The following is an 18916-nucleotide window of genomic DNA, read 5'->3' on the forward strand; positions in this document are numbered from 1 at the left end:
GGTTGGGTGTCGATCGAAGTAGCGGTACGCGCGTCTGCTCAGCTCGGCGAGGGCCCGACCTGGGACCACAGCAGCTCCACGTTGCTGTGGGTGGACATCCTCGCCTCCGAGGTGCACCGGTACGCGCCCGCGCGCGACGACGACGCGGTGCTGGTCATGCCGCAGCACGTCGGCGCAGCCAAGCCGCGATCGCACGGCGGCATCGTGTGCAACCTGCGCGACGGCATCGCGCTGGTCGACCGCGACGGCACCAAGAGCTGGCTCGTCTACTGGGCGCGCGAAGGGGTCCGCGGCAACGACGCCGGCGTCGACCCGTCGGGCAGGCTCTGGGCCGGCACGATGCGCTACGACCAGGCCGCGAACGAGGGCTGGCTCGCCAGGATCACCGGCGAGGGCGCCGCGAAGGTCATGGTGGACAAGGTGAACACGAGCAACGGCGTCGGCTGGAGCCCGGACGCCACGCTCATGTACTACGTGGACACGCCGACCCGCCGCATCGACGTCCTCGACTTCGACAACGCCACCGGCACCGTCGCGAACCGCCGCCCGCTCGCGCACGTCGGCAACACCGACGGCTCACCGGACGGGCTCACCGTGGACGCCGACGGGTGCGTGTGGGTCGCGCTCTGGGGCGGGGGCGCCGTGCGCCGGTACACGCCGGAGGGCGAACTCGACCGCGAGATCCCCGTACCCGTCGACAACCCCACGGCGTGCTGCTTCGGCGGCCAGGACTTCACCGACCTCTACGTCACGTCGGCCCGCTCCGGGCTGTCCGACCAGGCGCTGATGGACCGCCAGCTGAACGGTTCCGTGCTGGTGCTGACAGGGGTCGGCCAGGGAGTGCCGAGCGTGGCGTTCAACGGCTAGATGCTCTCGCGCTTCATCGGCCGCACGAAGCTGCTCGCCGATCTGCACGGCCTGCTCGCCGAGCACCGCCTCGTCACGCTGACCGGTGCCGGCGGCGCGGGCAAGACCAGGCTCGCGCGGGAGGTTGCGGGCGTCGTGTTCGTGGAGCTGGCGACGATCAGCCGCCCGGACATGCTGCTGCGCGGGGTCGCCGAGGTGCTGGAGGTCGAGGACAGCGCGGTGCCCGACCACCTCGCGGACCGCAGGACCGTGCTGCTGCTGGACAACTGCGAGCACCTCAAGGACGCGGTCGCCGACCTGGCCGAACGACTCCTGGCGAGCGCTCCCGGTCTCACGATCCTCGCCACCAGCCGCGAACGGCTCGGTGTGCCCGGCGAACGCGTCCTCGTCGTGCCGCCGCTCGACGTGCCGCCCGCCGACGCCCCGATGAGCGCGGACGTCGAGTCGGTCGCGCTGCTGGCCGACCGCGCGCCGGACTGGCGGCTCACCCGGCAGAACTGGCCGGACGTGGTGAAGCTGCTCAACCGGGTCGCGGGCCTGCCGCTCGCCATCGAACTGGCGGCCGTGCGGTTGCGGGCGATGCCGCTCACCGAGGTGGTCGCACGGCTCGACGACGAGATGAAGCTGCTCACCCGCAACGACCGGGTGGCCTTGCCGCACCACAGGACGCTGCGTGCGGTCGTGGACTGGAGCCACGACCTGTGCACGCCGTCCGAGCAACGGCTCTGGGCGCAGGTCTCGGTGTTCGCGGGCGGCTGGGACCTCGCCGCCGCAGAAGCCGTCAGCGACTCCGACACGACGTTGGACGACCTCGGCGGCCTCGTCGCCAAGTCGATCGTGAGCTTCGAGCACGACCGCTACCACCTGCTGGAACCGTTGCGGCAGTACGGTGCCGAACGCCTCGGCGACGACCGCGAGACCGTGCGCAAGCGCCACCTCGACCACTACGGCGAGCTCGTCCGGCACGTCTCCGCCGGCTGGATCACCGACACCGCGCTCGTCAGCGTGCTGCGGGTGGAGATGGCGAACGTCGAGGCCGCGCTGGAGACGAGCCTGCGCGAACCCGGCCGTGCGCTGGAGCTCGAGTTCCAGCTCGCCCGCATGCACGGCGCGTTCTTCGCGAGCGGCTGGCCCGAGCAGTACCGCAGGCTCCGGCGCGCGCTCGAAGGCGGCGCCCACGACCACTGGCACCTCGAAGCGCTCACGTTCTCCGCGTCGCTCGCCCTCACCCTCGGCCGTCCCGACGAGGCGGCCGAGCTCCTCGCCGAGGCCGAAGAGCTCGACAGCGAGTTCGCGGGCGTGTTCTACGCACGCGGCGAACGCCAGTGGCTGCTGCACGGCGACTACACGGCGTTGGCCACCATGCGCGAGGCACGCGCCCGGTTCGAGCCCGAGCGCCAGGTGATCTTCTCCGTGCACATCGCGATGGCGTCCGCGTTGCTCGCCGAAGAAGAAGAGGCCCGCAAGGACATCGCGGACCTCGCCGCGACCGCCGACAGCAACGAGATCGCCGTCGGCGGGCTGCTGATGGCGCGAGGCGTCGCGGAGCTGCGGTTCGGTTCCCCCGGCGAGGCCGCCGAGCTGCTGCGGGCCGCGCTCGGCCGGCAACGCGACAGCGGGGACCAGTGGGGTCCGGTGTGGGCCGTCGAGGCACTCGCCTGGGTGACGGCGGCGAGCGGGCAGGCGCGCAAGGCGGCCCGGTTGCTCGGTGCCGCGGAGGCCGCGCAACGGCTGACCGGCCGTCCGCTGGCCGAGCACGAGACGTTCCGGCAGATGCGCGAGAAGGCCGTGACCAGGGCGCGCGGCCCCGAGTACCGCCGGGACCACGCGGCGGGCCTGGGGCTGCGGTCGTTCGACGAGATCTTCGCGCTGGCTCTCGGCGAGGACACCGGTCCGCTGACGCCGGCCCAGCTGGAGGTGGCGAAGCTCGTCGCCGAGGGGCTCACCAACCGGGAGATCGCGGCGCGACTGCACAAGTCGCAGCGCACTGTCGAGACCCAAGTGCAGCAGATATTCGCAGCTCTGGGCGTGCAGAAGCGCGTTATGATCGCAGCACGGCTCAACCTGAGTTGATGAGCGCCATACGTATGTCGTCTTGCGGTTTACACGGATGTGCGCCCGTACGCCGGTGAACTACAAAAGACGCAGTTCACCGGTCCGCACGAGCATCTGGGGGGATGCATCATGAGTGAAGATCTGGCCTGGAAGGGCGCCTGAGTCAGCAGGCTCCCGTCACGCCCAGAGGTGGCCGTCGAGCTTGGCGGCCGCCTCGTCCAGCGTTCCGGCGTAGGCGCCGGTGGACAGGTACTTCCACCCCGCGTCCGCCACGATGAACACGATGTCCGCGGACTTCCCCGCCACCTCGGCCTTCTGCGCCACGGCCAGTGCCGCGTGCAGGATCGCGCCCGTCGAGATGCCGGCGAAGATGCCCTCGGTCTCCAGCAGCTGCCGGGTGCGGCGCAACGCGTCGTAGGAACCGACCGAGTACCGCCCGGTCAGCACCGACTCGTCGTACAGCTCCGGCACGAAGCCCTCGTCGAGGTTGCGCAGCCCGTAGACCAGCTCGCCGTAGCGCGGTTCGGCGGCGATGACCTGCACGTCCGGCTTGGCCTCGCGGAGGAACCTCCCGACGCCCACCAGCGTGCCCGTCGTGCCGAGACCGGCGACGAAGTGCGTGATCTCCGGCAGGTCCTTCAGGATCTCCGGACCCGTACCGCGGAAGTGCGCCTCCGCGTTGGCCGGGTTCCCGTACTGGTAGAGCATGATCCAGTCCGGGTTCTGCTTCGCGAGCTCCTTCGCCGTGGCGACCGCCTGGTTCGACCCGCCGGCGGCGGGCGAGAACACGATGCGCGCGCCGTACGCCTGCAGCAGCTGCTTGCGTTCGGTCGAGGTGTTCTCCGGCATGACGCACACCAGGCCGTAGCCCTTGAGCTTCGCGGCCATGGCGAGCGAGATGCCGGTGTTGCCGGACGTCGGCTCCAGGATCGTGGCGCCGGGACGCAGAATCCCGTCCCGCTCCGCCGCCTCGATCATGGCCAGCGCGGGCCGGTCCTTGATCGAGCCGGTCGGGTTGCGGTCCTCGAGCTTCGCCCAGATGCGCACGTTCTCGGACGGCGACAGGCGCGGCAGGCCCACCAGTGGCGTTCCGCCGAGCGCGTCGAGGAGCGATTCGTAGCGGGCCATGTCGGAGATCAGCCGCCTGCGACGGCCGGGAGGATGGTGACGTTGTCGCCGTCCTTCACCGCGGACTCGAGCCCACCGGAGAAGCGCACGTCCTCGTCGTTGACGTAGACGTTGACGAAGCGGTGCAGCACGCCCTCCTTGACCAGGCGGGCCTTGAGGCCGCCGTGGTTGTTCTCCAGGTCGTCGATGACCTCGGCGAGCGTCGTACCGCTGGCGGACACCGACTTCTCGCCCCCGGTGTGGGTGCGCAGGATCGTCGGGATCGACACGGTGACTGCCATGGTGGTTCTACCTCCGGGAAACGGGTGCAACTCAGGATTCGATGATCTTGACCGGTTCCTCGGTCACGACACCGTCGACGATGCGGTACGACCGCAGCTCGTGCTCGTCGGGGTCACGCGTGGAGACGAGCACGTAGTGCGCCTCCGGCTCCCCCGCGAACGAGATGTCGGTGCGGGACGGGTACGCCTCCGTCGCGGTGTGCGAGTGGTAGATCACCACGGGCACCTCGTCGTTCGCGTCCATCTCGCGCCACACCTTGAGCTGCTCGGCCGCGTCGAACCGGTAGAACGTCGGCGACCGCTCCGCGTTCTCCATCTCGATGAAGCGCTCAGGGCGGTCGGACCCGTACGGCCCGGCGATCACCCCGCACGCCTCGTCGGGATGGTCGCGGCGCGCGTGGGCCACCATCGCGTCCACCAGGTCACGGCGAATCACCAGCACGCCTGCAATCCTACGGGCTGGCGGGAGTTGTCTCGGTATGCGAGATACCGGCGCGTGCACCTGCTTTGACCTGCGCCGGGAGGTCGCGGCGTTCAGCGGCGCCGGCTGAGCACCACCACGAGGTAGAGGGCCAGCAGCGCCACGCCCCGCCGTCGTTGGGCCTGGTCGAGACCGCGCCACGCGGCGATCTCGGCCCACGCGGCGAGCGGGGTGACGGCCACGCCGAGCTTCATCAGCACCTTGCCCGCGGCCGGTGGCACCAGGAACGCGGCGGCGAACAGCCCGGCGGGCGCGACCACCACCAGTTCCCTGCCGGGGATCTCGCGCGCCGCACCGGGCGGGGCGAACTCGGTCACGACGGCGGCGGCCTGGTCAACGGCATCGGTCATGCCCGACGGCTACCCCGGTTCAGAGGTCGCGGAACGCCGTCACACCGTTGAGCGACGTCGCCTCGCGCGCGCCGGACACCACGGCCTCCGCGAACACCTCGGCCGCGGCGGCGCACAACGCGTCCAGCGCGAACACCCTCGGCTCCGCGAGCGGCACGGCCCCCGTGGCCAGCGCGAACACCGTGTCGCCGTCGAACATCGAGTGCGCGGGCCGCACGGCGCGGGCCAGTCCGTCCTGCGCGGCCATGGCGATCCTGCGGCACTCCGCCTTGGTCAGGTCGGCGTCCACCGCCACCACGCCGATCGTGGTGTTGAGGCCGTCCGGCTTGCGTTCGGGCAACGTCACGGCGGTCGTGCCCAGCGACGGCTGCCACGGCAGTCCGGACGCCCGGTCGACGACCTCGCCGGCCGCGTTCACGACGGCCAGCGCACCGATCCGGTGCGCGCCGACCGTGCTCACCGCGGTGCCGACGCCACCCTTCAACGCCCCGACGCGTGCCCCGGCACCAGCGCCGACGCAGCCGAGGTCGAACGTCTCGGCGGCCGCCTCGCAGGCCGCGTAGCCGAACGACGAGTCTGGCCGGTTGCCCCAGTCCGACATGGGCAGGTCGAAGATCACCGCGCCGGGCACGATCGGCACGACGTGGTGCGGCTGAGCGCCGACCTGGAAGCCGATCGAGCGTTCCGAGAGCCAGCGCATGACGCCGTCCGCCGCCGCGAGCCCGTACGCGGACCCGCCGGACAGGCACACCGCGTGCACCTGCTGGACCAGGTTCGACGGGTCGAGCAGGTCGGTCTCGCGGGTGCCGGGCGCGCCACCCCGGCCGTCGACCGCGCCGACGGCCCCCGCCGGCACGAGCACGACGGTCGTGCCCGTCGCCCAGCCGGCCTCGACGCGGTGGTGGTGCCCGACGAGCACGCCGGGAATCACGGCATCATCGCTTCGACCAGCGTGTCCTGCACCCAGGTCAGCCAGTGGTACACGCCGAGGTGCGGCGAGCGCGGGTCCTCGGGCGGCAGCTCGTCCGGCATGTCCTCGGTGACGTCCAGCGCGGTGCCCAGCGCGAGCCGCACGTCGTTCAGCGACGCCATCCACGCCTCGGCCTGCGCGATCGACAGCCGGATCTCCCCGCCGTCGGGCGAGCAGGTCTCCAGCACGACCTCGGCCGCGTTGGTCTTGTGGTCGAGCAGCTCCGGCTCGTGCAGCGACCGCAGCGCCGAGGCCGAGTTGACCTCGTCCGGGTCGGGCGCGTCGTCGTCGAGCCGGTGGAAGTCCGGCAGCAGCCTGCCGAGGATCGGGTCGTCGGGTGCTTCCGACGGGCCCGTCCTGATGCCGGTCAGCTCGGCCAGCTCGTCCTGCGGCGCTTCCTCGGCACGGGCGATCAGCATGTCCTGGATCTGGCTGACCAGACCGCGCACGACCGCGGCCTCCTGCCGGTCCAGCCTGCCGATGACCACGTCACCGTCGCGGATCCACCTCTTCACGAGGCCCGCTGCATGGTCGCCCAGAGCCCTGCCGCGTGGAGCTTCGCCACGTCGGCCTCCACCTTGTCCTTGGTCCCCGATGTCACGATCGCCTTGCCCTTGTGGTGCACGTCGAGCATCAGCTTGGTCGCATGGTCCCTGCTGAAGCCGAACAGCTTCTGGAACACGTACGTCACGTAGGACATGAGGTTTACCGGGTCGTTCCAGACCACGGTCTGCCAGGGTCGGTCCTCGGCGGCGACTTCCTCACCGACGGCCTCCGGCTGCGTCCGTTCCTGTTCGACGGGCGTGGTCATACCGCCAATGGTGTCATGTTCGCCGCAGTGACGGAGACCGCGTGCGGGTAAACCACCTGCGACCTTAGGGTTGGTGACCATGAACTCGACGGCGTTGCTGACCGACCACTACGAGCTCACCATGCTCGCGGCCGCGCTGCGTGACGGCACTGGTGACCGTCCGTGCGTGTTCGAGGTCTTCGCCCGCAGGCTCCCGGACGGCCGCCGCTACGGCGTGGTCGCCGGGGTGAACAGGCTGCTGGACGCGATCGCGGACTTCCGGTTCGGCGAGGAGGAGATCGACCAGCTGCGCCGCAACGCCGTGGTCGACGATTCCACTTTGGAATGGCTCGCGAACTACCGCTTCACCGGGGAGGTCGACGGCTACCCCGAGGGCGAGCTGTACTTCCCCGGTTCGCCGATCCTCACGGTCCGGGCGTCGTTCGCGGAGGGGGTCGTGCTGGAGACGCTCGCGCTGTCGATCCTCAACCACGACAGCGCCATCGCGTCCGCCGCCGCCCGCATGGTGACCGCCGCCAACGGCCGTCACATGATCGAGATGGGCTCGCGCCGCACGCACGAGGAGGCTGCCGTGGCGTGTGCCCGCGCGGCCTACCTGGCGGGCTTCCACGCCACCTCGAACCTCGAAGCCGGGCGCCGGCACGGCATTCCCACGGCGGGCACGTGCGCGCACGCGTTCACGTTGCTGCACGACACCGAAGAAGAGGCGTTCGCGAGCCAGGTCGAGGCGCTCGGCGTCGGCACGACGTTGCTGGTCGACACCTACGACATCTCCGAAGGCATCAAGAAGGCCATCGCGGTCGCGGGTCCCGAGCTCGGCGCGATCCGGATCGACTCCGGCGACCTCGGCGTGATGGCGCGGCAGGCTCGCGACCAGCTCGACTCGCTCGGCGCGCGCAACACCCGGATCGTCGTGTCGAGCGACCTCGACGAGTACGCGATCGCCGCCCTGCGCGCCGAGCCCGTGGACGCGTACGGCGTCGGCACCTCGGTCGTCACCGGGTCGGGCGCGCCGACCGCGGGCATGGTCTACAAGCTGGTCGAGGTCGACGGCCGCCACGTCGAGAAGCGCAGCACGTCGAAGCAGTCGCGCGGCGGCTGGAAGCAGGCGCTGCGCCGGCACAAGGACACCGGGACGGCGCTGGAGGAGGTCGTTTTCCAGGCCTCGGCGCCGCCCGCACTCGGCGAGTACGACAGGCTGGTGCAGCTCCCCCTGATGCGCGGCGGGCAGCAGACCGACGAGGTCCCGTCGCTGGAGCAGAACCGCGAACGCCTGCGCGCGGCACTCGTGAGCGTGCCGTGGGAGGGCCTCAAGCTCTCGCGCGGCGAGCCCGCGATCCCGACGATCTACCTGGAGGGCTGACATGACCAAGGCGCTGATCGTCGTGGACGTGCAGAACGACTTCTGCGAGGGCGGCTCATTGGCCGTGGCCGGTGGTGCGGCCGTGGCGGCGGCCATCTCGCAGCACATCGCCACCTCGGCGTACGACCACGTCGTGGCGACGCGGGACTACCACGTCGACCCCGGCCCGCACTTCTCGCTGACGCCGGACTTCATCGACTCGTGGCCGGTGCACTGCGTGGCGGGCTCGCCCGGCGCGTCGTTCCACCCCGAGCTCGACGTGTCCGGCATCGAGCAGGTCTTCTCGAAGGGCCGGTTCGCCGCCGCCTACTCGGGTTTCGAGGCGGAGAACGACCTCGCGGGCTGGCTGACGGACAAGGGCGTGACCGAGGTGGACGTCGTGGGCATCGCGACCGACCACTGCGTGCGCGCCACCGCGTTGGACGCGCAGCGCAACGGTTTCCGCACGACGGTCCTCGTCGACCTGACGGCGGCGGTCGCCCAGACCACCCGCGACGCCGCAGTTGAGGAACTGCTCGCCGCGGGCGTCCGAGTGTCCTAAGGCGTCGGTGAGCAGGCCACCGTGCCGACGGTGATGCTGCCGGTGTAGCCGGACGACGGTTCGAAGGTGATCTTCAGCAGGGTCATGCTGATGCTGCCGTCGTTCGGCTGCGGGAGCACCGTGTCGGTGAACTTGGCCTTGGCGAGCACGGTGCCGTTCTTGCCGACGATGTCGTGCACGTAACCGGGCTTGATCTCCTTGGGCAGGCCGGTCCAGCCGGACATCGCCTTGAGCTCCCAGCCCGCCGACGTGCTCTTCTCGTCGGCGGTGCAGGTGATGCTCCACTCGCCGATCTTGAGCCGCGGGCCTTTCAGCCCGCCGGACAGTCCGGCGAGCGCGGACAGGTCGAAGCCCGCGCCCTTGGCCACGGACGTGGTCCTGGTCAGGAACTTCGCCGGGTCCACCATCTCGGTCGTGCAGGTGGAGCTGGTCTCGCCGATCGCGAGGCCGGTCCTGCTCACGGCCGCGCTGGAACCGCTGACGGTGCCCGCCGCGTCCGGGTTCACGTCGCACACCGCGAGCGGCGCGACCTTGAACGTCTGGCCCGACTTCGCGAAGTCGGCCGACCCCGCCGACGCGGTGCCCGGCGGATTGCCGGCGAACGCGGGGGCCGCGGTCGCCAGCGTCAACGCGACCACCGCGCCTGCGATCGAACTCTTGCGCATTTTTCGCATTGCCTCGTTTCCCACGGCCCGATAATGGTTGTGATGCGGGGCGCTGATAACGCCTCGGCACCCCATGTCACCCGTTCGTGTAGGCAATTGCCTGACCGAGTGACACCTTTCAGCGGACTCCGGCCAGGGTGGCGAACGGCTCCCGGCGCGGCAGGGCCGTCGGGAGCCCCGCCAGCCTCTCCAGGGCGGAGCACACCCGCACGGCGGCACGCCCGTCGCCGAACGGGTTGCGCCCCAGCGGAAGCCGCAACCGGGAGCCGAGCACCCAGCCCGCCTCGGCGAGGATGCGGGTGGTGTCGGTGCCGACGAGCCAGGCGCACCCGGCGTCGACGGCGAGCATGCGTTCGGTGGTCTCGCGCAGCACCAGCACGGGCACGCCGAACGACGGCGCCTCCTCCTGGATGCCGCCGGAGTCCGTCAGCACGAGGGACGCGCGCTTGAGCACGCGCACGAGGTCCGGGTAGTCGAGCGGATCGGTGATGACGACCCGCTCGTGCCCGCCGAGCAGCGACACGACCTGTTCGCGCACACCGGGGTTCGGGTGCGCGGGGATCAGCACGTGCAGGTCGGGGTGGCGGTCGGCGATGGCGCGCACGGCGTTGAGCACGCGCATGAGCGGGCGGCCCCACGACTCGCGGCGGTGCACGGTCAGCAGCATGAGCCGGCCGCCGGTGGCGTCGAGGGTGCGTTCCAGGGCGACGAGATCGGGGCTGCGCGCGGGCAGGTCGAGCGCCGCGACGCGTTGCACGGCGTCCACGACGGTGTTGCCGGTGACGACGATGTGGCTGTCCGGCAGGGACTCGCCGCCCAGCGCGTTCGCGGCGTCGTCGGTCGGCGCGAGGTGCAGCGACGTGATCCGGGAGATCATCTGCCGGTTCCCCTCCTCGGGGAACGGGCCGTAGAGGTCACCGGTGCGCAGCCCGGCTTCCAGGTGTGCCACGGGGATGCCGCGCCAGAACGAGGCGAGCGCGGCGGCCAGCGTCGTCGTGGTGTCGCCCTGCACGAGGGTGACGGCGGGGTCGCGTTCCTCCAGCACGGCGTCGAACTCGGGCAGCAGTCGGGAGACCAGCTCCGCCTGCGTGCCGGTGGCGCGGGGGACGTCCAGCCGGATGTCCGGCACCAGGTCGAACGCGCCGAGCGCCTGCTCGACCATGCCGGAGTGCTGTCCGCTGTGGACGATCGTGGGGCTCAGGCCGGGGTGCCCGCGCAGGGCGATGGCGACCGGGGCGATCTTCAAAGCTTCTGGCCGGGTACCGGCCACCAGCAGAACCTCTTTGCTCACCGTTGCGTCCTCTTTCTCGCGGAAAGACCGGGGAGGTCCGTCCAGGGGCCGGGGGCAACCCCTGGACGGACCCATGTCAGCCAGCTCGGTTCGGTCTGGCCTGGACGGGGACGGCACGGCGCCTCTTCCGCGTGGCGTGCATCAGGAACGCACCCACGGCGAGAAAGACGATGCCCGCGACGATCCACCACGTCACGTCGGCGCCGGTGACCGCGAGGGCACCCACGCTCGTGCCGACACCCACGCCGGTACCGGGGACCTTGTACATCTGCCGCTCTCCTCAGGCCGCGTTCAGCGACGCGCGCCGGCGCAGCGCCACGAAACCGACCGGAGCGGCGACGACACCGAGCAGGCCGAGGCCGATCCACAGGCCCGCCCCCGACGCCATCGGGATGGGCAGGCCGGCGGGGCCGCAGGTGGCCGACGAGATGATCACGTCGCCGGTGCCGATGCCGCCGAGCACGCCCTGCAGCAGCTTGATGTGAATCGCGTTCACGGTGAGGCTGCCGTCGTCGTTCTTGATCTGCTCGTTGAAGATCACTTCAGCGATCTTGATGCCCGCCAGCTGCACGTCCAGCTTGGTGTTGGCGGCGGGGTCGGCGTTCACCTGGCCGAGCTTGCCGAGGTTGACGCCCGCGAGCTTCGCCTTGCCGGACAGACCCTTCTGGGTCGCCGCGCACTCCGCCTCCACCAGCTCGGCGGAGATCTTGCCGGTGACCTTGGAGAGCAGGTCGACCTTGACGTCCGCGGTGCTCGCCCGCGACTGCACACCGCCCGAGTTCTCGTCACGCGACGCCGAGGCGTTGATGACACCGGTCTTCAGAATCCCGGTGAGGTCGACGCCTGCGAACGTGTTCTGCGTGGGACCGTTCGCATTGGCTGCGGCGAACGGTTCCGCGTTGACCGCGGGGTTGCCGAGCAGCGTCACGTTGAGCTTCGCACCGTAGGCCGAGGCGTCCCCCGGAGCGGCAGAAGCGGGTGCGGCACCGACCAGGAGTGCGGCAATCGCGATGACTCCAGCCAGTCCCGTCATTCGGACACGCATGAAACTCCTTCCCTTGATTCCTCCGGCCCTCGGAAGGCGTGCTGATACCACTGTGGTTTCACGCTTTCCGGGGGCAATTACCGGCATCGGCTTTCTTTCGAGGGAACTGAGGGTTACTCCCCGTATCGAGGGACACGACCACTCGTCTCGCCCAGTCGGGGCCACTCATCGTGGGTTTTTTGATCAATTTCCGGTTACGGCGTCACCCGATCCGGGGGTGAGGGATGACGTTCCGTCTACCGATGGAGGGTCAAGTAGCCCGTCTGGGCGCTCCCTCATCGGTGGAAAGGATCTTCGGGTGACGCTTGCCCTGCGCCGCACCTCGTTCCCGAGCCGGGTGACCGTGGTGGTCCTCGTCGCCGTCGCGGCAGGACTCGTGTTCGCACACCGGCTCTACCGGACGGCGGAGATCTCGTTGTCCGGCGCGATCCTGAGCGTCATCAGCTCGTACGGCGTGCACGTGGTGCCCGAGCGGCAGACCGTCTACTTCGGACTGGGCTCGGACACTCCCCTGGGCCTGCGGATGACGCCGGAGTGCACGTCCGCGTTCCTGGTGCTGCCGCTGATCGTGGTCGGTGCGGTGATGATCGCGCTGCGGCCGCGGATCCAGTCGCGCGTGCTGTTCGCGCTGGGCGTCGCGGCGCTGGCGGTGGTGGTCGTGAACCAGTTCCGCGTGCTCACGCTGGTGGGGCTGGTCCAGTGGCTCGGCATCGACACCGGCTACTACTGGGGTCACACGCTGCTGGGGTCGATGGTGAGCGTGTTCGGTGGCGCGGCCGCGTTGGTCGCGTTCGTCTGGCTGGCCACGCGGAAGTGAGCCTCGACCTCGTCCTCGGGTTCACGCAGGCGCTCGCTCTGACGATGAGCGTCGCCTTCGTGACGTACGTGTTCGTGATCGTGGTGCCGTACCTGCGGCGCAAACCCGCGCCCGTGGGTGAGCCGTCGTCGTTGGAGTGGCACTTCTTCGTGCCGTGCCGCGACGAGGAGGCCGTCATCGGCGGCACCATCAGGTACTTGCGCGAGACGTTCCCCATCGCGCACGTGTGGGTCATCGACGACGACTCGGACGATCGCACCGCCGGCGTCGTACGGACGTTGAAGCGCAACGGCGGTGTGCGCGATCCGCAGATCCACCTCGTGCAACGCCAACGGCCCTATGCGCGTACCGGCAAGGGAAACGCGCTGAACGACGCCTACCGCACGTTGAAGATGTGGATGGGCCGTCGGGCGGACGCGGACCGTGCGATCGTCGTGGTGGTGGACGCCGATGGCCGCCCGGCTCCGAACTGCCTCGAAGTCTGTGCCGCCACTCATCTCTTCGGCAATCCGCGCATCGGCGCCGTGCAGGTGGACGTGCGGATGATCAACGCCGGGCAGAGGCAGCCGGGCGTGACGCGGTGGCGGCGGGCGTTCGGGGCCGGGCTGGTGCGGATGCAGGACCTGGAGTTCCGCACGGCCATCGCGGCGATCCAGATGTCGCGCGGTGCGACCGGCACGATCTCCATGGGCGGCAACGGACAGTTCACCCGTCTGTCCGCTTTGGACTCCATCGCCGGACCGACCGGGTCGCCGTGGCGCGGGTCGTTGCTGGAGGACTTCGAACTAGGCGTGCACCTGTTGACCGCCGGTTGGCACACAGGCTTTTCCTTGGACACACACGTGAACCAGGAGGCGTTGTACTCGTTGCGCCGCTTCTTGGCGCAACGCACCCGTTGGGGTCAAGGGACCATGCAGTGCATGCGTTACCTGCGGCGCATCTGGGACTCCGACCACCTGACGACGTTGGGCGCGGCGGAGATGATGTACTACCTCGCCCAGCCGTGGATGCAGTTGCTCGGCACGCTGATCTACCCGATTCCGATGGCGATGATGGCGTACAGGTTCGCGGTGTCGCCCACCGAAGTCGTGTCGTGGTTCTTCGACGGCGCGTGGATCCTCTTCACCGTGTACGGCGCGTTCGGTCTGTTGCCGTTCGTCCTGTGGGGACCGGTCTACCGCGCGCGCTGTGAACCTGTCAGCTTCTGGAAGTCCATCGCGTACGGGTTCGGCTACGCGCTGTACATCTACACGTTCTACATCACGTCGTGGCGCGCGCTGATCCGTTTGGTGCGCGGCAACAACGGCTGGACCAAGACGCGCCGCAACGAGGACCGCGTTGCGGGCAAGGTCGCACTGGATGTGTGACCGGTCACTTGTAGAGTTTGAACAAAGACGTTCTCCAGTTTCCCTGGTTAACCTCAGGTTCTCTCGATTCCGCCTGGGAGGGAACGTGACACTCGCACTCGCGCCCCGTCGCACCGTGCTCGCCGACTTCGTGCCGGGAGCCCTGGCCCGCGACCTGACGTTGATCGTCGCCGGTGCCGCCTTCACCGGTCTGGCCGCCCAGGTGGCGCTGCCGATTCCGGGCAGCCCGGTGCCGCTGACGGGCCAGACGTTCGCCGCACTGCTCGTCGGCGCTTCGCTTGGCTGGCAACGAGGCGCGACCTCGATGCTGCTCTACCTGATCGCGGGCGTCGCGGGCGTGCCGTGGTTCCAGGGCGGCTCGTCCGGCGTCCCGGTGTCCCTCGGCTACGTCGTCGGCTTCGTCTTCGCCGGTGCCCTGGTGGGCTACCTGGCGGGCCGGGGCGGCGACCGCACACCGTTGCGCGTGGTGGGCCTGATGGCGCTGGGAAACCTGGCGATCTACTCGGTGGGCGTGCCGTGGCTGATGGCCGCCGCGGGCCTGTCGTTCGGCAAGGCGCTCGCCGTGGGCGTGCTGCCGTTCCTGGTCGGTGACGCCCTGAAGATCGCCCTCGCCGCGGGCCTGCTGCCGGCCACCTGGGCACTCGTCCGGCGTCGGTAGCTTGGACCAGGTGCTGACACCTGGGGAGTACTTGTCGTTCTTGGATGCGCGCCTGCCGGGCCTTGTGGCAGGCGCGCATGTTTATGGGTCGCGCGTCTTGGACGACGTCGTTCCCGACTCCGACCTCGACATCGTGATCGAGCTTTCGGCCGCCGCCGAGGTGCCTCCGCTGGAGGGCGCCGACGTGGCCGTGGTGCTCGCCGGTTCGCTGGAGAAGTCCGTCTTCGAGGTGACTCCGTTGTCGGGCGAGGTCACGCCCGTGTTGTGGCAGCAGCTGCGAACCGTCGGACAGACCGTGCGCGGCGCACGGCCGTCATGTCCCGGCACTGCTGCTGAGGTCGAGGCGTACTGCCGTGACAACCTGGTGAGCTACTGGAAGGTCGACTTCGACCGCTTCCGCGACGTGCTCCCGACCCTGCGCCCCGAGACGGTGATCCCCAACGCCGCGCTGCTGTGGGTCGGCCTCGGCCCTGCCCGGCTGTGGCACACCATCCGCACCGGCGAGATCGTCAGCAAGTCCCGCGCGGGCGAACTGGCCGCAGCCCGCTGGCCGGACCTGCCGGTCCTGGACCTGGTGGCCGTCCGCAGGGGCGCAGACCTGCCGCTGACGGTCGCGCACGCCGCCGCGTCCCTGGAACTGTTCGACCGGATCCTGGCCGACGTAACGACCTGACCTCCGCGGCCGAGAAATCCGCGTGACGACGCATACCCCCGAAGAGCTGGGCTGCCTCGCGGGCGGCCCGGCCCGCGCGGCCGAGGTCGCCCTGGCCCGCCTGATCCAGGCAGGCCTGGTCCGGGTCTCGCGCGAGGGCGTGCTGAGCGCCGTCCACGTACCAGGCCAGGGCCCGGCCACCCCGCTCGAAGCCCAGATCCTGCGCGGCCTGCGGCACGGCCGCCTGCTGAACGACGTCGTCTACGGCGCCTTCGCCTCCCCCGAAGCCGAGGGCCTGCGCACCCACCTGGTGAACCGCAAACTCCTGCGCCGCCGCCGCTCGTGGCGCCCCCGCCTCTACCCGTGGCTGTTCTTCGCGGCACCGATACTCGCGATCGCCGGCGTGCTGAGCGCCGTAGCACCGCACCTCCTGGTGGACTTCCTGGACTTCGCGCCCCAACTGACCGAGTTCCCGTTCTGGTACTTCTTCGCGGCCGCCGCGGTGGCCGTCATCTGGGCGTCGATCCTGCGCGCCCGCGACCCCGGCCGCCTGCGCACCCGCGCCGGCTACGTCCTGGTGAAGCGGGCACAACGGCAGGCGAGCTCCCGCGACCCGATCGGCGCGGTCGCCGCGCGGGGGTTGCGCGGACGGGCAGGCGGGATGGCGATCGCGGGGATGTTCGGGCTGTCGGCGCTGGCGATCGGGATGCTGCCGGGCCGCGAGACGACGTCCAGCAGCAGCTGCGGTGGCGGGTGCTCGTCGGACAGCAGCTGCTCGTCGGGCGACAGCGGGGGCAGCAGCTGTGGCGGTGGCGGATGTGGCGGCGGGTGCGGTGGAGGCGGCGGCGACTGAGCCCGGCCTCGAACTTCACGCCTGCCGCTCCCTACACCGCCCTGCCACTCCTCCGTCCCTGTGCTCCACCACTCCCGCCGACCCCGCCCGCCTGCCGGGCTTCCCCTCCGACCCAGCGGGTCTGACGAGACTGTCGGACCTGCCGGGTACGGTCTGTCTCGTGCCTGAAGTTCCCCCCACCCTGAGCCTTCTCGAAACCGCCGTCCACGCCGTCGGCGGTGCGGAGCGTCCTGGTCAGGTGGAGATGGCCGAGGCCGTCGACCACTCGATCCGCACGGGCGAGCACCTCGCCGTGCAGGCGGGCACGGGTACCGGCAAGTCGCTCGCCTACCTGGTGCCGTCCATCCGGCACGCGGTGGCCGAGGACGAGACGGTCGTCGTCTCCACGGCCACCATCGCCCTGCAGCGGCAGCTGGTGGACCGGGACCTGCCTCGGCTGTCGAAGGCGCTCAAGAAGGACCTGGGGCGGGAGCCCACGTTCGCGATCCTCAAGGGCCGCCGCAACTACCTGTGCATGCACCGCGTGCACAACGGGGCGCCGGACGAGCCGGAGGAGGACGCGCTGTTCGACCCGTTCGCGGTGTCGAAGCTCGGGCGCGAGGTGAAGCGGCTGCACGAGTGGTCGTCGGACACCGAGACCGGTGATCGCGACGAGCTGGTGCCCGGTGTGAGCGAGCAGGCGTGGCGGCAGGTCAGCGTCACGGCCCGGGAGTGCCTGGGGGTCAGCAAGTGCCCGATCGGGGCCGACTGCTTCGCGGAACGGGCGCGGGCGGAGGCGGGCAAGGCGGACGTGGTGGTCACGAACCACGCGATGCTCGCCATCGACGCGCTGGAGGGCTACCAGGTGCTGCCCGACCACGACGTGGTGGTGATCGACGAGGCGCACGACCTGGTCGACCGCATCACGTCGGTGGCGACGGAGGAGCTGAGCGGCGCGAGCGTCGGCATGGCCGCGCGCCGGTGCGGCAGGCTCATCGACCAGGACATCGCGGACCGGCTGGCCGAGGCCAGTGACGGGCTCGCGATGATCCTCGAGGACATGCCGTCCGGCCGGCTCGACGCACTGCCGCGCGCCCTCTCGGGTGCCCTCGCCGCCACCAGGGACGCGGCGCACAACTGCGTGACGGCCCTCGGTTCGGAGCGCAAGGAGGACCCGGACGGGGCGACGGCGCGCAAGCTCGCGCTGGCGCTCTTGGAGGAGGTCCACGACTGCGCGGTCAGGGTGCTGGAGGCGTTCGACGAGGAACGCGACGTCGTGTGGGTGTCGGGTGACTTCAACCAGAAGGCGCCGTCCATCAGGGTCGCGCCGCTCGGCGTCGGCGGGCTCCTCAGAGAACGGCTGTTCGCCAAGCGCACCACGGTGCTGACGTCCGCGACGCTGACGCTCGGCGGCGCGTTCGACACGATGGCGCGCCAGTGGGGCCTGCCGCCGTCGGAGAAGGTCCGCAAGATCGAGGGCGCGGCGACCGACAAGGACATCGACGGTCCGAAGTGGACTGGCCTCGACGTCGGCTCGCCGTTCCAGCACGGCACGAGCGGCATCCTCTACGTGGCAAGGCATCTGCCGCAGCCGGGCAGGGACGGTCTGCCGCCGGAGTACCTCGACGAGATCGAGGGCCTGGTGAACGCGGCGGGCGGCCGCGCGCTCGGCCTGTTCTCCTCCACCCGCGCGGCCAAGGCGGCCACGGAGGCGCTCCGGGACAAGATCGACTACCCGATCCTCTGCCAGGGAGACGACGCGACCGGCCTGCTGGTCAAGAAGTTCTCCGAGGACGAGCGCACCTGCCTGTTCGGCACGCTGTCGCTGTGGCAGGGCGTCGACGTGCCCGGCCCCAGCCTCCAGCTCGTGATCATGGACCGCATCCCGTTCCCCAGGCCGGACGACCCGCTGGCGTCGGCCAGGCAGAAGGCGGTGAGCTCACGCGGCGGCAACGGCTTCCTGACCGTCGCCGCCACGCACGCCGCCCTGCTGATGGCCCAGGGCGCCGGCCGCCTGCTGCGGTCGATGTCGGACAAGGGCGTCGTCGCCGTCCTCGACCCGCGCATCGCCACGGCCCGCTACGGCGGCTTCATCAGGGCCTCACTGCCGCCGTTCTGGACGACCTACGACCCCGAGGTCGTCCGCGCCGCGCTCAAGCGCCTGGACGCTGCCCAGACTCCCCAGGCGAAGACGAAGTGATCCGCTCGATCAGCTCGTCGCGGTAGGCCTCGGCCTCCGCCCGGTCCTCGGAGGCGTCCGCCTTCTTCAGCGCGCCTTCGAGGATCTTCAACGCCTGCCGCTCGTCCCCGCGCGCGTCGGCCTGCCGTGCCGCGTTCTCCACGGCCTTCGCGAGCGGAGTCGTCGCCTCGGGCTCGGTGGTCCCCTTGCTGATCCGGATCCAGTTGCCGGCCGGATCCACGACGACGAACCCCGTGTACCGGTCGTTGCGCAACCGTGGCCGGGTCATCCGCGGGATACCGGCCACCAAGAGCTTCCCGTGCCGTTCGCGCATCCCGGCGGCAAATGCCTCGAACAACACCCCGGTGTCTTCCACGATCACCACACACGTGCTGTGCGACTCCTCCGGCACGTGCCCCGGCATCCCGTAGAAGTGCAGGTTGAGGTCTTCCCGCCGAACACACACATACGGATTCGGCCGCGTCTGCCGATAGGTGACCGAGAAGCCGAGCATCTCGTAGAACGACGCCATTTCATCAATGTCCACACACGGCAAGAGCGGA

The 18916-nt window shown here is 70.3% G+C and carries 22 protein-coding genes; 10 read left to right on the forward strand and 12 right to left on the reverse strand.

Annotated features, from left to right (window positions below; all coding sequences use genetic code 11):
* The first annotated feature begins 6 nt into the window (after nucleotides 1-6).
* The gene (locus tag ACQEU1_RS19835) at nucleotides 7-867 is read left to right on the forward strand and encodes an SMP-30/gluconolactonase/LRE family protein (RefSeq protein WP_433203582.1); all 861 of its coding nucleotides are present in this window, start codon (nucleotides 7-9) and stop codon (nucleotides 865-867) included.
* Entirely contained in the window at nucleotides 868-2940 is a 2073-nt protein-coding gene (locus ACQEU1_RS19840) for a helix-turn-helix transcriptional regulator (RefSeq protein WP_433203585.1), read from the forward strand. It begins immediately after the preceding gene.
* Nucleotides 2941-3099: 159 nt separating this feature from the next.
* Here the strand turns inward: ACQEU1_RS19840 and ACQEU1_RS19845 are convergent, their stop codons facing one another.
* From ACQEU1_RS19845 to clpS, 7 genes are all read right to left on the reverse strand, one after another.
* Nucleotides 3100-4050, reverse strand: coding sequence for a PLP-dependent cysteine synthase family protein (locus ACQEU1_RS19845; RefSeq protein WP_382443729.1), 951 nt, complete (start codon nucleotides 4048-4050; stop codon nucleotides 3100-3102).
* An 8-nt stretch (nucleotides 4051-4058) separates the two neighbouring features.
* Nucleotides 4059-4331, reverse strand: a complete 273-nt coding sequence (locus ACQEU1_RS19850; protein WP_382443730.1) for a MoaD/ThiS family protein — start codon at nucleotides 4329-4331, stop codon at nucleotides 4059-4061.
* 31 nt (nucleotides 4332-4362) lie between these two features.
* Nucleotides 4363-4773, reverse strand: a complete 411-nt coding sequence (locus ACQEU1_RS19855; RefSeq protein ID WP_352235771.1) for a M67 family metallopeptidase — start codon at nucleotides 4771-4773, stop codon at nucleotides 4363-4365.
* A 92-nt stretch (nucleotides 4774-4865) separates the two neighbouring features.
* Nucleotides 4866-5162, reverse strand: a complete 297-nt coding sequence (locus ACQEU1_RS19860) for a hypothetical protein (protein WP_433203590.1) — start codon at nucleotides 5160-5162, stop codon at nucleotides 4866-4868.
* Nucleotides 5163-5181: 19 nt separating this feature from the next.
* Nucleotides 5182-6093 carry a P1 family peptidase gene (locus ACQEU1_RS19865; RefSeq protein WP_433203593.1) on the reverse strand — a complete coding sequence of 304 codons (912 nt, stop codon included), beginning with the start codon at nucleotides 6091-6093 and terminating at the stop codon, nucleotides 5182-5184.
* Nucleotides 6090-6647 carry a DUF2017 domain-containing protein gene (locus ACQEU1_RS19870; RefSeq protein WP_382443733.1) on the reverse strand — a complete coding sequence of 186 codons (558 nt, stop codon included), beginning with the start codon at nucleotides 6645-6647 and terminating at the stop codon, nucleotides 6090-6092. Before ACQEU1_RS19870 ends, ACQEU1_RS19865 begins: the two co-directional genes overlap by 4 nt.
* The gene (clpS, locus tag ACQEU1_RS19875; protein WP_030479230.1) at nucleotides 6644-6943 is read right to left on the reverse strand and encodes an ATP-dependent Clp protease adapter ClpS; all 300 of its coding nucleotides are present in this window, start codon (nucleotides 6941-6943) and stop codon (nucleotides 6644-6646) included. Before clpS ends, ACQEU1_RS19870 begins: the two co-directional genes overlap by 4 nt.
* 79 nt (nucleotides 6944-7022) lie before the next feature.
* On the opposite strand from clpS, the gene ACQEU1_RS19880 reads away from it, so the two are divergent.
* Both ACQEU1_RS19880 and ACQEU1_RS19885 read left to right on the forward strand, forming a co-directional pair.
* Nucleotides 7023-8306 (forward strand): nicotinate phosphoribosyltransferase, encoded by a 1284-nt coding sequence (locus tag ACQEU1_RS19880; RefSeq protein ID WP_433211600.1) that lies wholly within the window; start codon nucleotides 7023-7025, stop codon nucleotides 8304-8306.
* Between the two features lies 1 nt (nucleotide 8307).
* A complete protein-coding gene (locus tag ACQEU1_RS19885; protein WP_433203598.1) occupies nucleotides 8308-8847 on the forward strand; it encodes an isochorismatase family protein in 540 nt (179 codons plus the stop codon).
* Here ACQEU1_RS19885 and ACQEU1_RS19890 read toward each other — a convergent pair.
* From ACQEU1_RS19890 to ACQEU1_RS19905, 4 genes are all read right to left on the reverse strand, one after another.
* The gene (locus tag ACQEU1_RS19890; RefSeq protein ID WP_433203601.1) at nucleotides 8844-9512 is read right to left on the reverse strand and encodes a hypothetical protein; all 669 of its coding nucleotides are present in this window, start codon (nucleotides 9510-9512) and stop codon (nucleotides 8844-8846) included. The two genes, ACQEU1_RS19885 and ACQEU1_RS19890, sit on opposite strands and share 4 nt — an antisense overlap.
* A gap of 118 nt (nucleotides 9513-9630) precedes the next feature.
* Nucleotides 9631-10803 carry a non-hydrolyzing UDP-N-acetylglucosamine 2-epimerase gene (gene wecB, locus ACQEU1_RS19895; RefSeq protein ID WP_433203604.1) on the reverse strand — a complete coding sequence of 391 codons (1173 nt, stop codon included), beginning with the start codon at nucleotides 10801-10803 and terminating at the stop codon, nucleotides 9631-9633.
* 76 nt (nucleotides 10804-10879) lie between these two features.
* Nucleotides 10880-11071 (reverse strand): LPXTG cell wall anchor domain-containing protein, encoded by a 192-nt coding sequence (locus ACQEU1_RS19900; protein ID WP_433203607.1) that lies wholly within the window; start codon nucleotides 11069-11071, stop codon nucleotides 10880-10882.
* A 12-nt stretch (nucleotides 11072-11083) separates the two neighbouring features.
* Entirely contained in the window at nucleotides 11084-11848 is a 765-nt protein-coding gene (locus ACQEU1_RS19905) for a choice-of-anchor P family protein (protein WP_433203610.1), read from the reverse strand.
* Between the two features lie 298 nt (nucleotides 11849-12146).
* Between ACQEU1_RS19905 and xrtP the strand changes: the two genes are divergently transcribed.
* From xrtP to ACQEU1_RS19935, 6 genes are all read left to right on the forward strand, one after another.
* Complete coding sequence (gene xrtP / locus ACQEU1_RS19910; RefSeq protein WP_433203613.1) at nucleotides 12147-12665, forward strand: exosortase P; 519 nt, start codon at nucleotides 12147-12149, stop codon at nucleotides 12663-12665.
* Between the two features lie 44 nt (nucleotides 12666-12709).
* Nucleotides 12710-14032 carry a glycosyltransferase gene (locus tag ACQEU1_RS19915; protein ID WP_433211603.1) on the forward strand — a complete coding sequence of 441 codons (1323 nt, stop codon included), beginning with the start codon at nucleotides 12710-12712 and terminating at the stop codon, nucleotides 14030-14032.
* An 85-nt stretch (nucleotides 14033-14117) separates the two neighbouring features.
* On the forward strand, nucleotides 14118-14690 hold the full coding sequence (locus ACQEU1_RS19920) for a biotin transporter BioY (protein ID WP_433203616.1): 573 nt from the start codon (nucleotides 14118-14120) through the stop codon (nucleotides 14688-14690).
* Between the two features lie 10 nt (nucleotides 14691-14700).
* Nucleotides 14701-15363, forward strand: coding sequence for a nucleotidyltransferase domain-containing protein (locus ACQEU1_RS19925; protein WP_433203619.1), 663 nt, complete (start codon nucleotides 14701-14703; stop codon nucleotides 15361-15363).
* Between the two features lie 22 nt (nucleotides 15364-15385).
* Nucleotides 15386-16195 (forward strand): TIGR04222 domain-containing membrane protein, encoded by an 810-nt coding sequence (locus ACQEU1_RS19930; protein WP_433203622.1) that lies wholly within the window; start codon nucleotides 15386-15388, stop codon nucleotides 16193-16195.
* 244 nt (nucleotides 16196-16439) lie between these two features.
* A complete protein-coding gene (locus ACQEU1_RS19935) occupies nucleotides 16440-18374 on the forward strand; it encodes an ATP-dependent DNA helicase (RefSeq protein ID WP_433211606.1) in 1935 nt (644 codons plus the stop codon).
* Here the strand turns inward: ACQEU1_RS19935 and ACQEU1_RS19940 are convergent.
* On the reverse strand, nucleotides 18328-18900 hold the full coding sequence (locus ACQEU1_RS19940; protein WP_433203625.1) for a hypothetical protein: 573 nt from the start codon (nucleotides 18898-18900) through the stop codon (nucleotides 18328-18330). The genes ACQEU1_RS19935 and ACQEU1_RS19940 overlap by 47 nt on opposite strands.
* Nucleotides 18901-18916 lie beyond the last annotated feature (16 nt).

This window comes from Lentzea sp. CA-135723, from assembly GCF_050936595.1.
GTDB lineage: Bacteria > Actinomycetota > Actinomycetes > Mycobacteriales > Pseudonocardiaceae > Lentzea.

Excerpts from the sequence above, each read along its gene's own strand:
- ACQEU1_RS19840 (WP_433203585.1), top strand. The coding sequence starts at position 868 with ATGCTCTCGCGCTTCATCGGCCGCACGAAGCTGCTCGCCGATCTGCAC.
- ACQEU1_RS19845 (WP_382443729.1), bottom strand. The coding sequence starts at position 4,050 with ATGGCCCGCTACGAATCGCTCCTCGACGCGCTCGGCGGAACGCCACTG.
- ACQEU1_RS19850 (WP_382443730.1), bottom strand. The coding sequence starts at position 4,331 with ATGGCAGTCACCGTGTCGATCCCGACGATCCTGCGCACCCACACCGGG.
- ACQEU1_RS19860 (WP_433203590.1), bottom strand. The coding sequence starts at position 5,162 with ATGACCGATGCCGTTGACCAGGCCGCCGCCGTCGTGACCGAGTTCGCC.
- clpS (WP_030479230.1), bottom strand. The coding sequence starts at position 6,943 with ATGACCACGCCCGTCGAACAGGAACGGACGCAGCCGGAGGCCGTCGGT.
- ACQEU1_RS19880 (WP_433211600.1), top strand. The coding sequence starts at position 7,023 with ATGAACTCGACGGCGTTGCTGACCGACCACTACGAGCTCACCATGCTC.
- ACQEU1_RS19885 (WP_433203598.1), top strand. The coding sequence starts at position 8,308 with ATGACCAAGGCGCTGATCGTCGTGGACGTGCAGAACGACTTCTGCGAG.
- ACQEU1_RS19890 (WP_433203601.1), bottom strand. The coding sequence starts at position 9,512 with ATGCGCAAGAGTTCGATCGCAGGCGCGGTGGTCGCGTTGACGCTGGCG.
- ACQEU1_RS19900 (WP_433203607.1), bottom strand. The coding sequence starts at position 11,071 with ATGTACAAGGTCCCCGGTACCGGCGTGGGTGTCGGCACGAGCGTGGGT.
- ACQEU1_RS19905 (WP_433203610.1), bottom strand. The coding sequence starts at position 11,848 with ATGCGTGTCCGAATGACGGGACTGGCTGGAGTCATCGCGATTGCCGCA.
- ACQEU1_RS19915 (WP_433211603.1), top strand. The coding sequence starts at position 12,710 with ATGAGCGTCGCCTTCGTGACGTACGTGTTCGTGATCGTGGTGCCGTAC.
- ACQEU1_RS19935 (WP_433211606.1), top strand. The coding sequence starts at position 16,440 with ATGGCCGAGGCCGTCGACCACTCGATCCGCACGGGCGAGCACCTCGCC.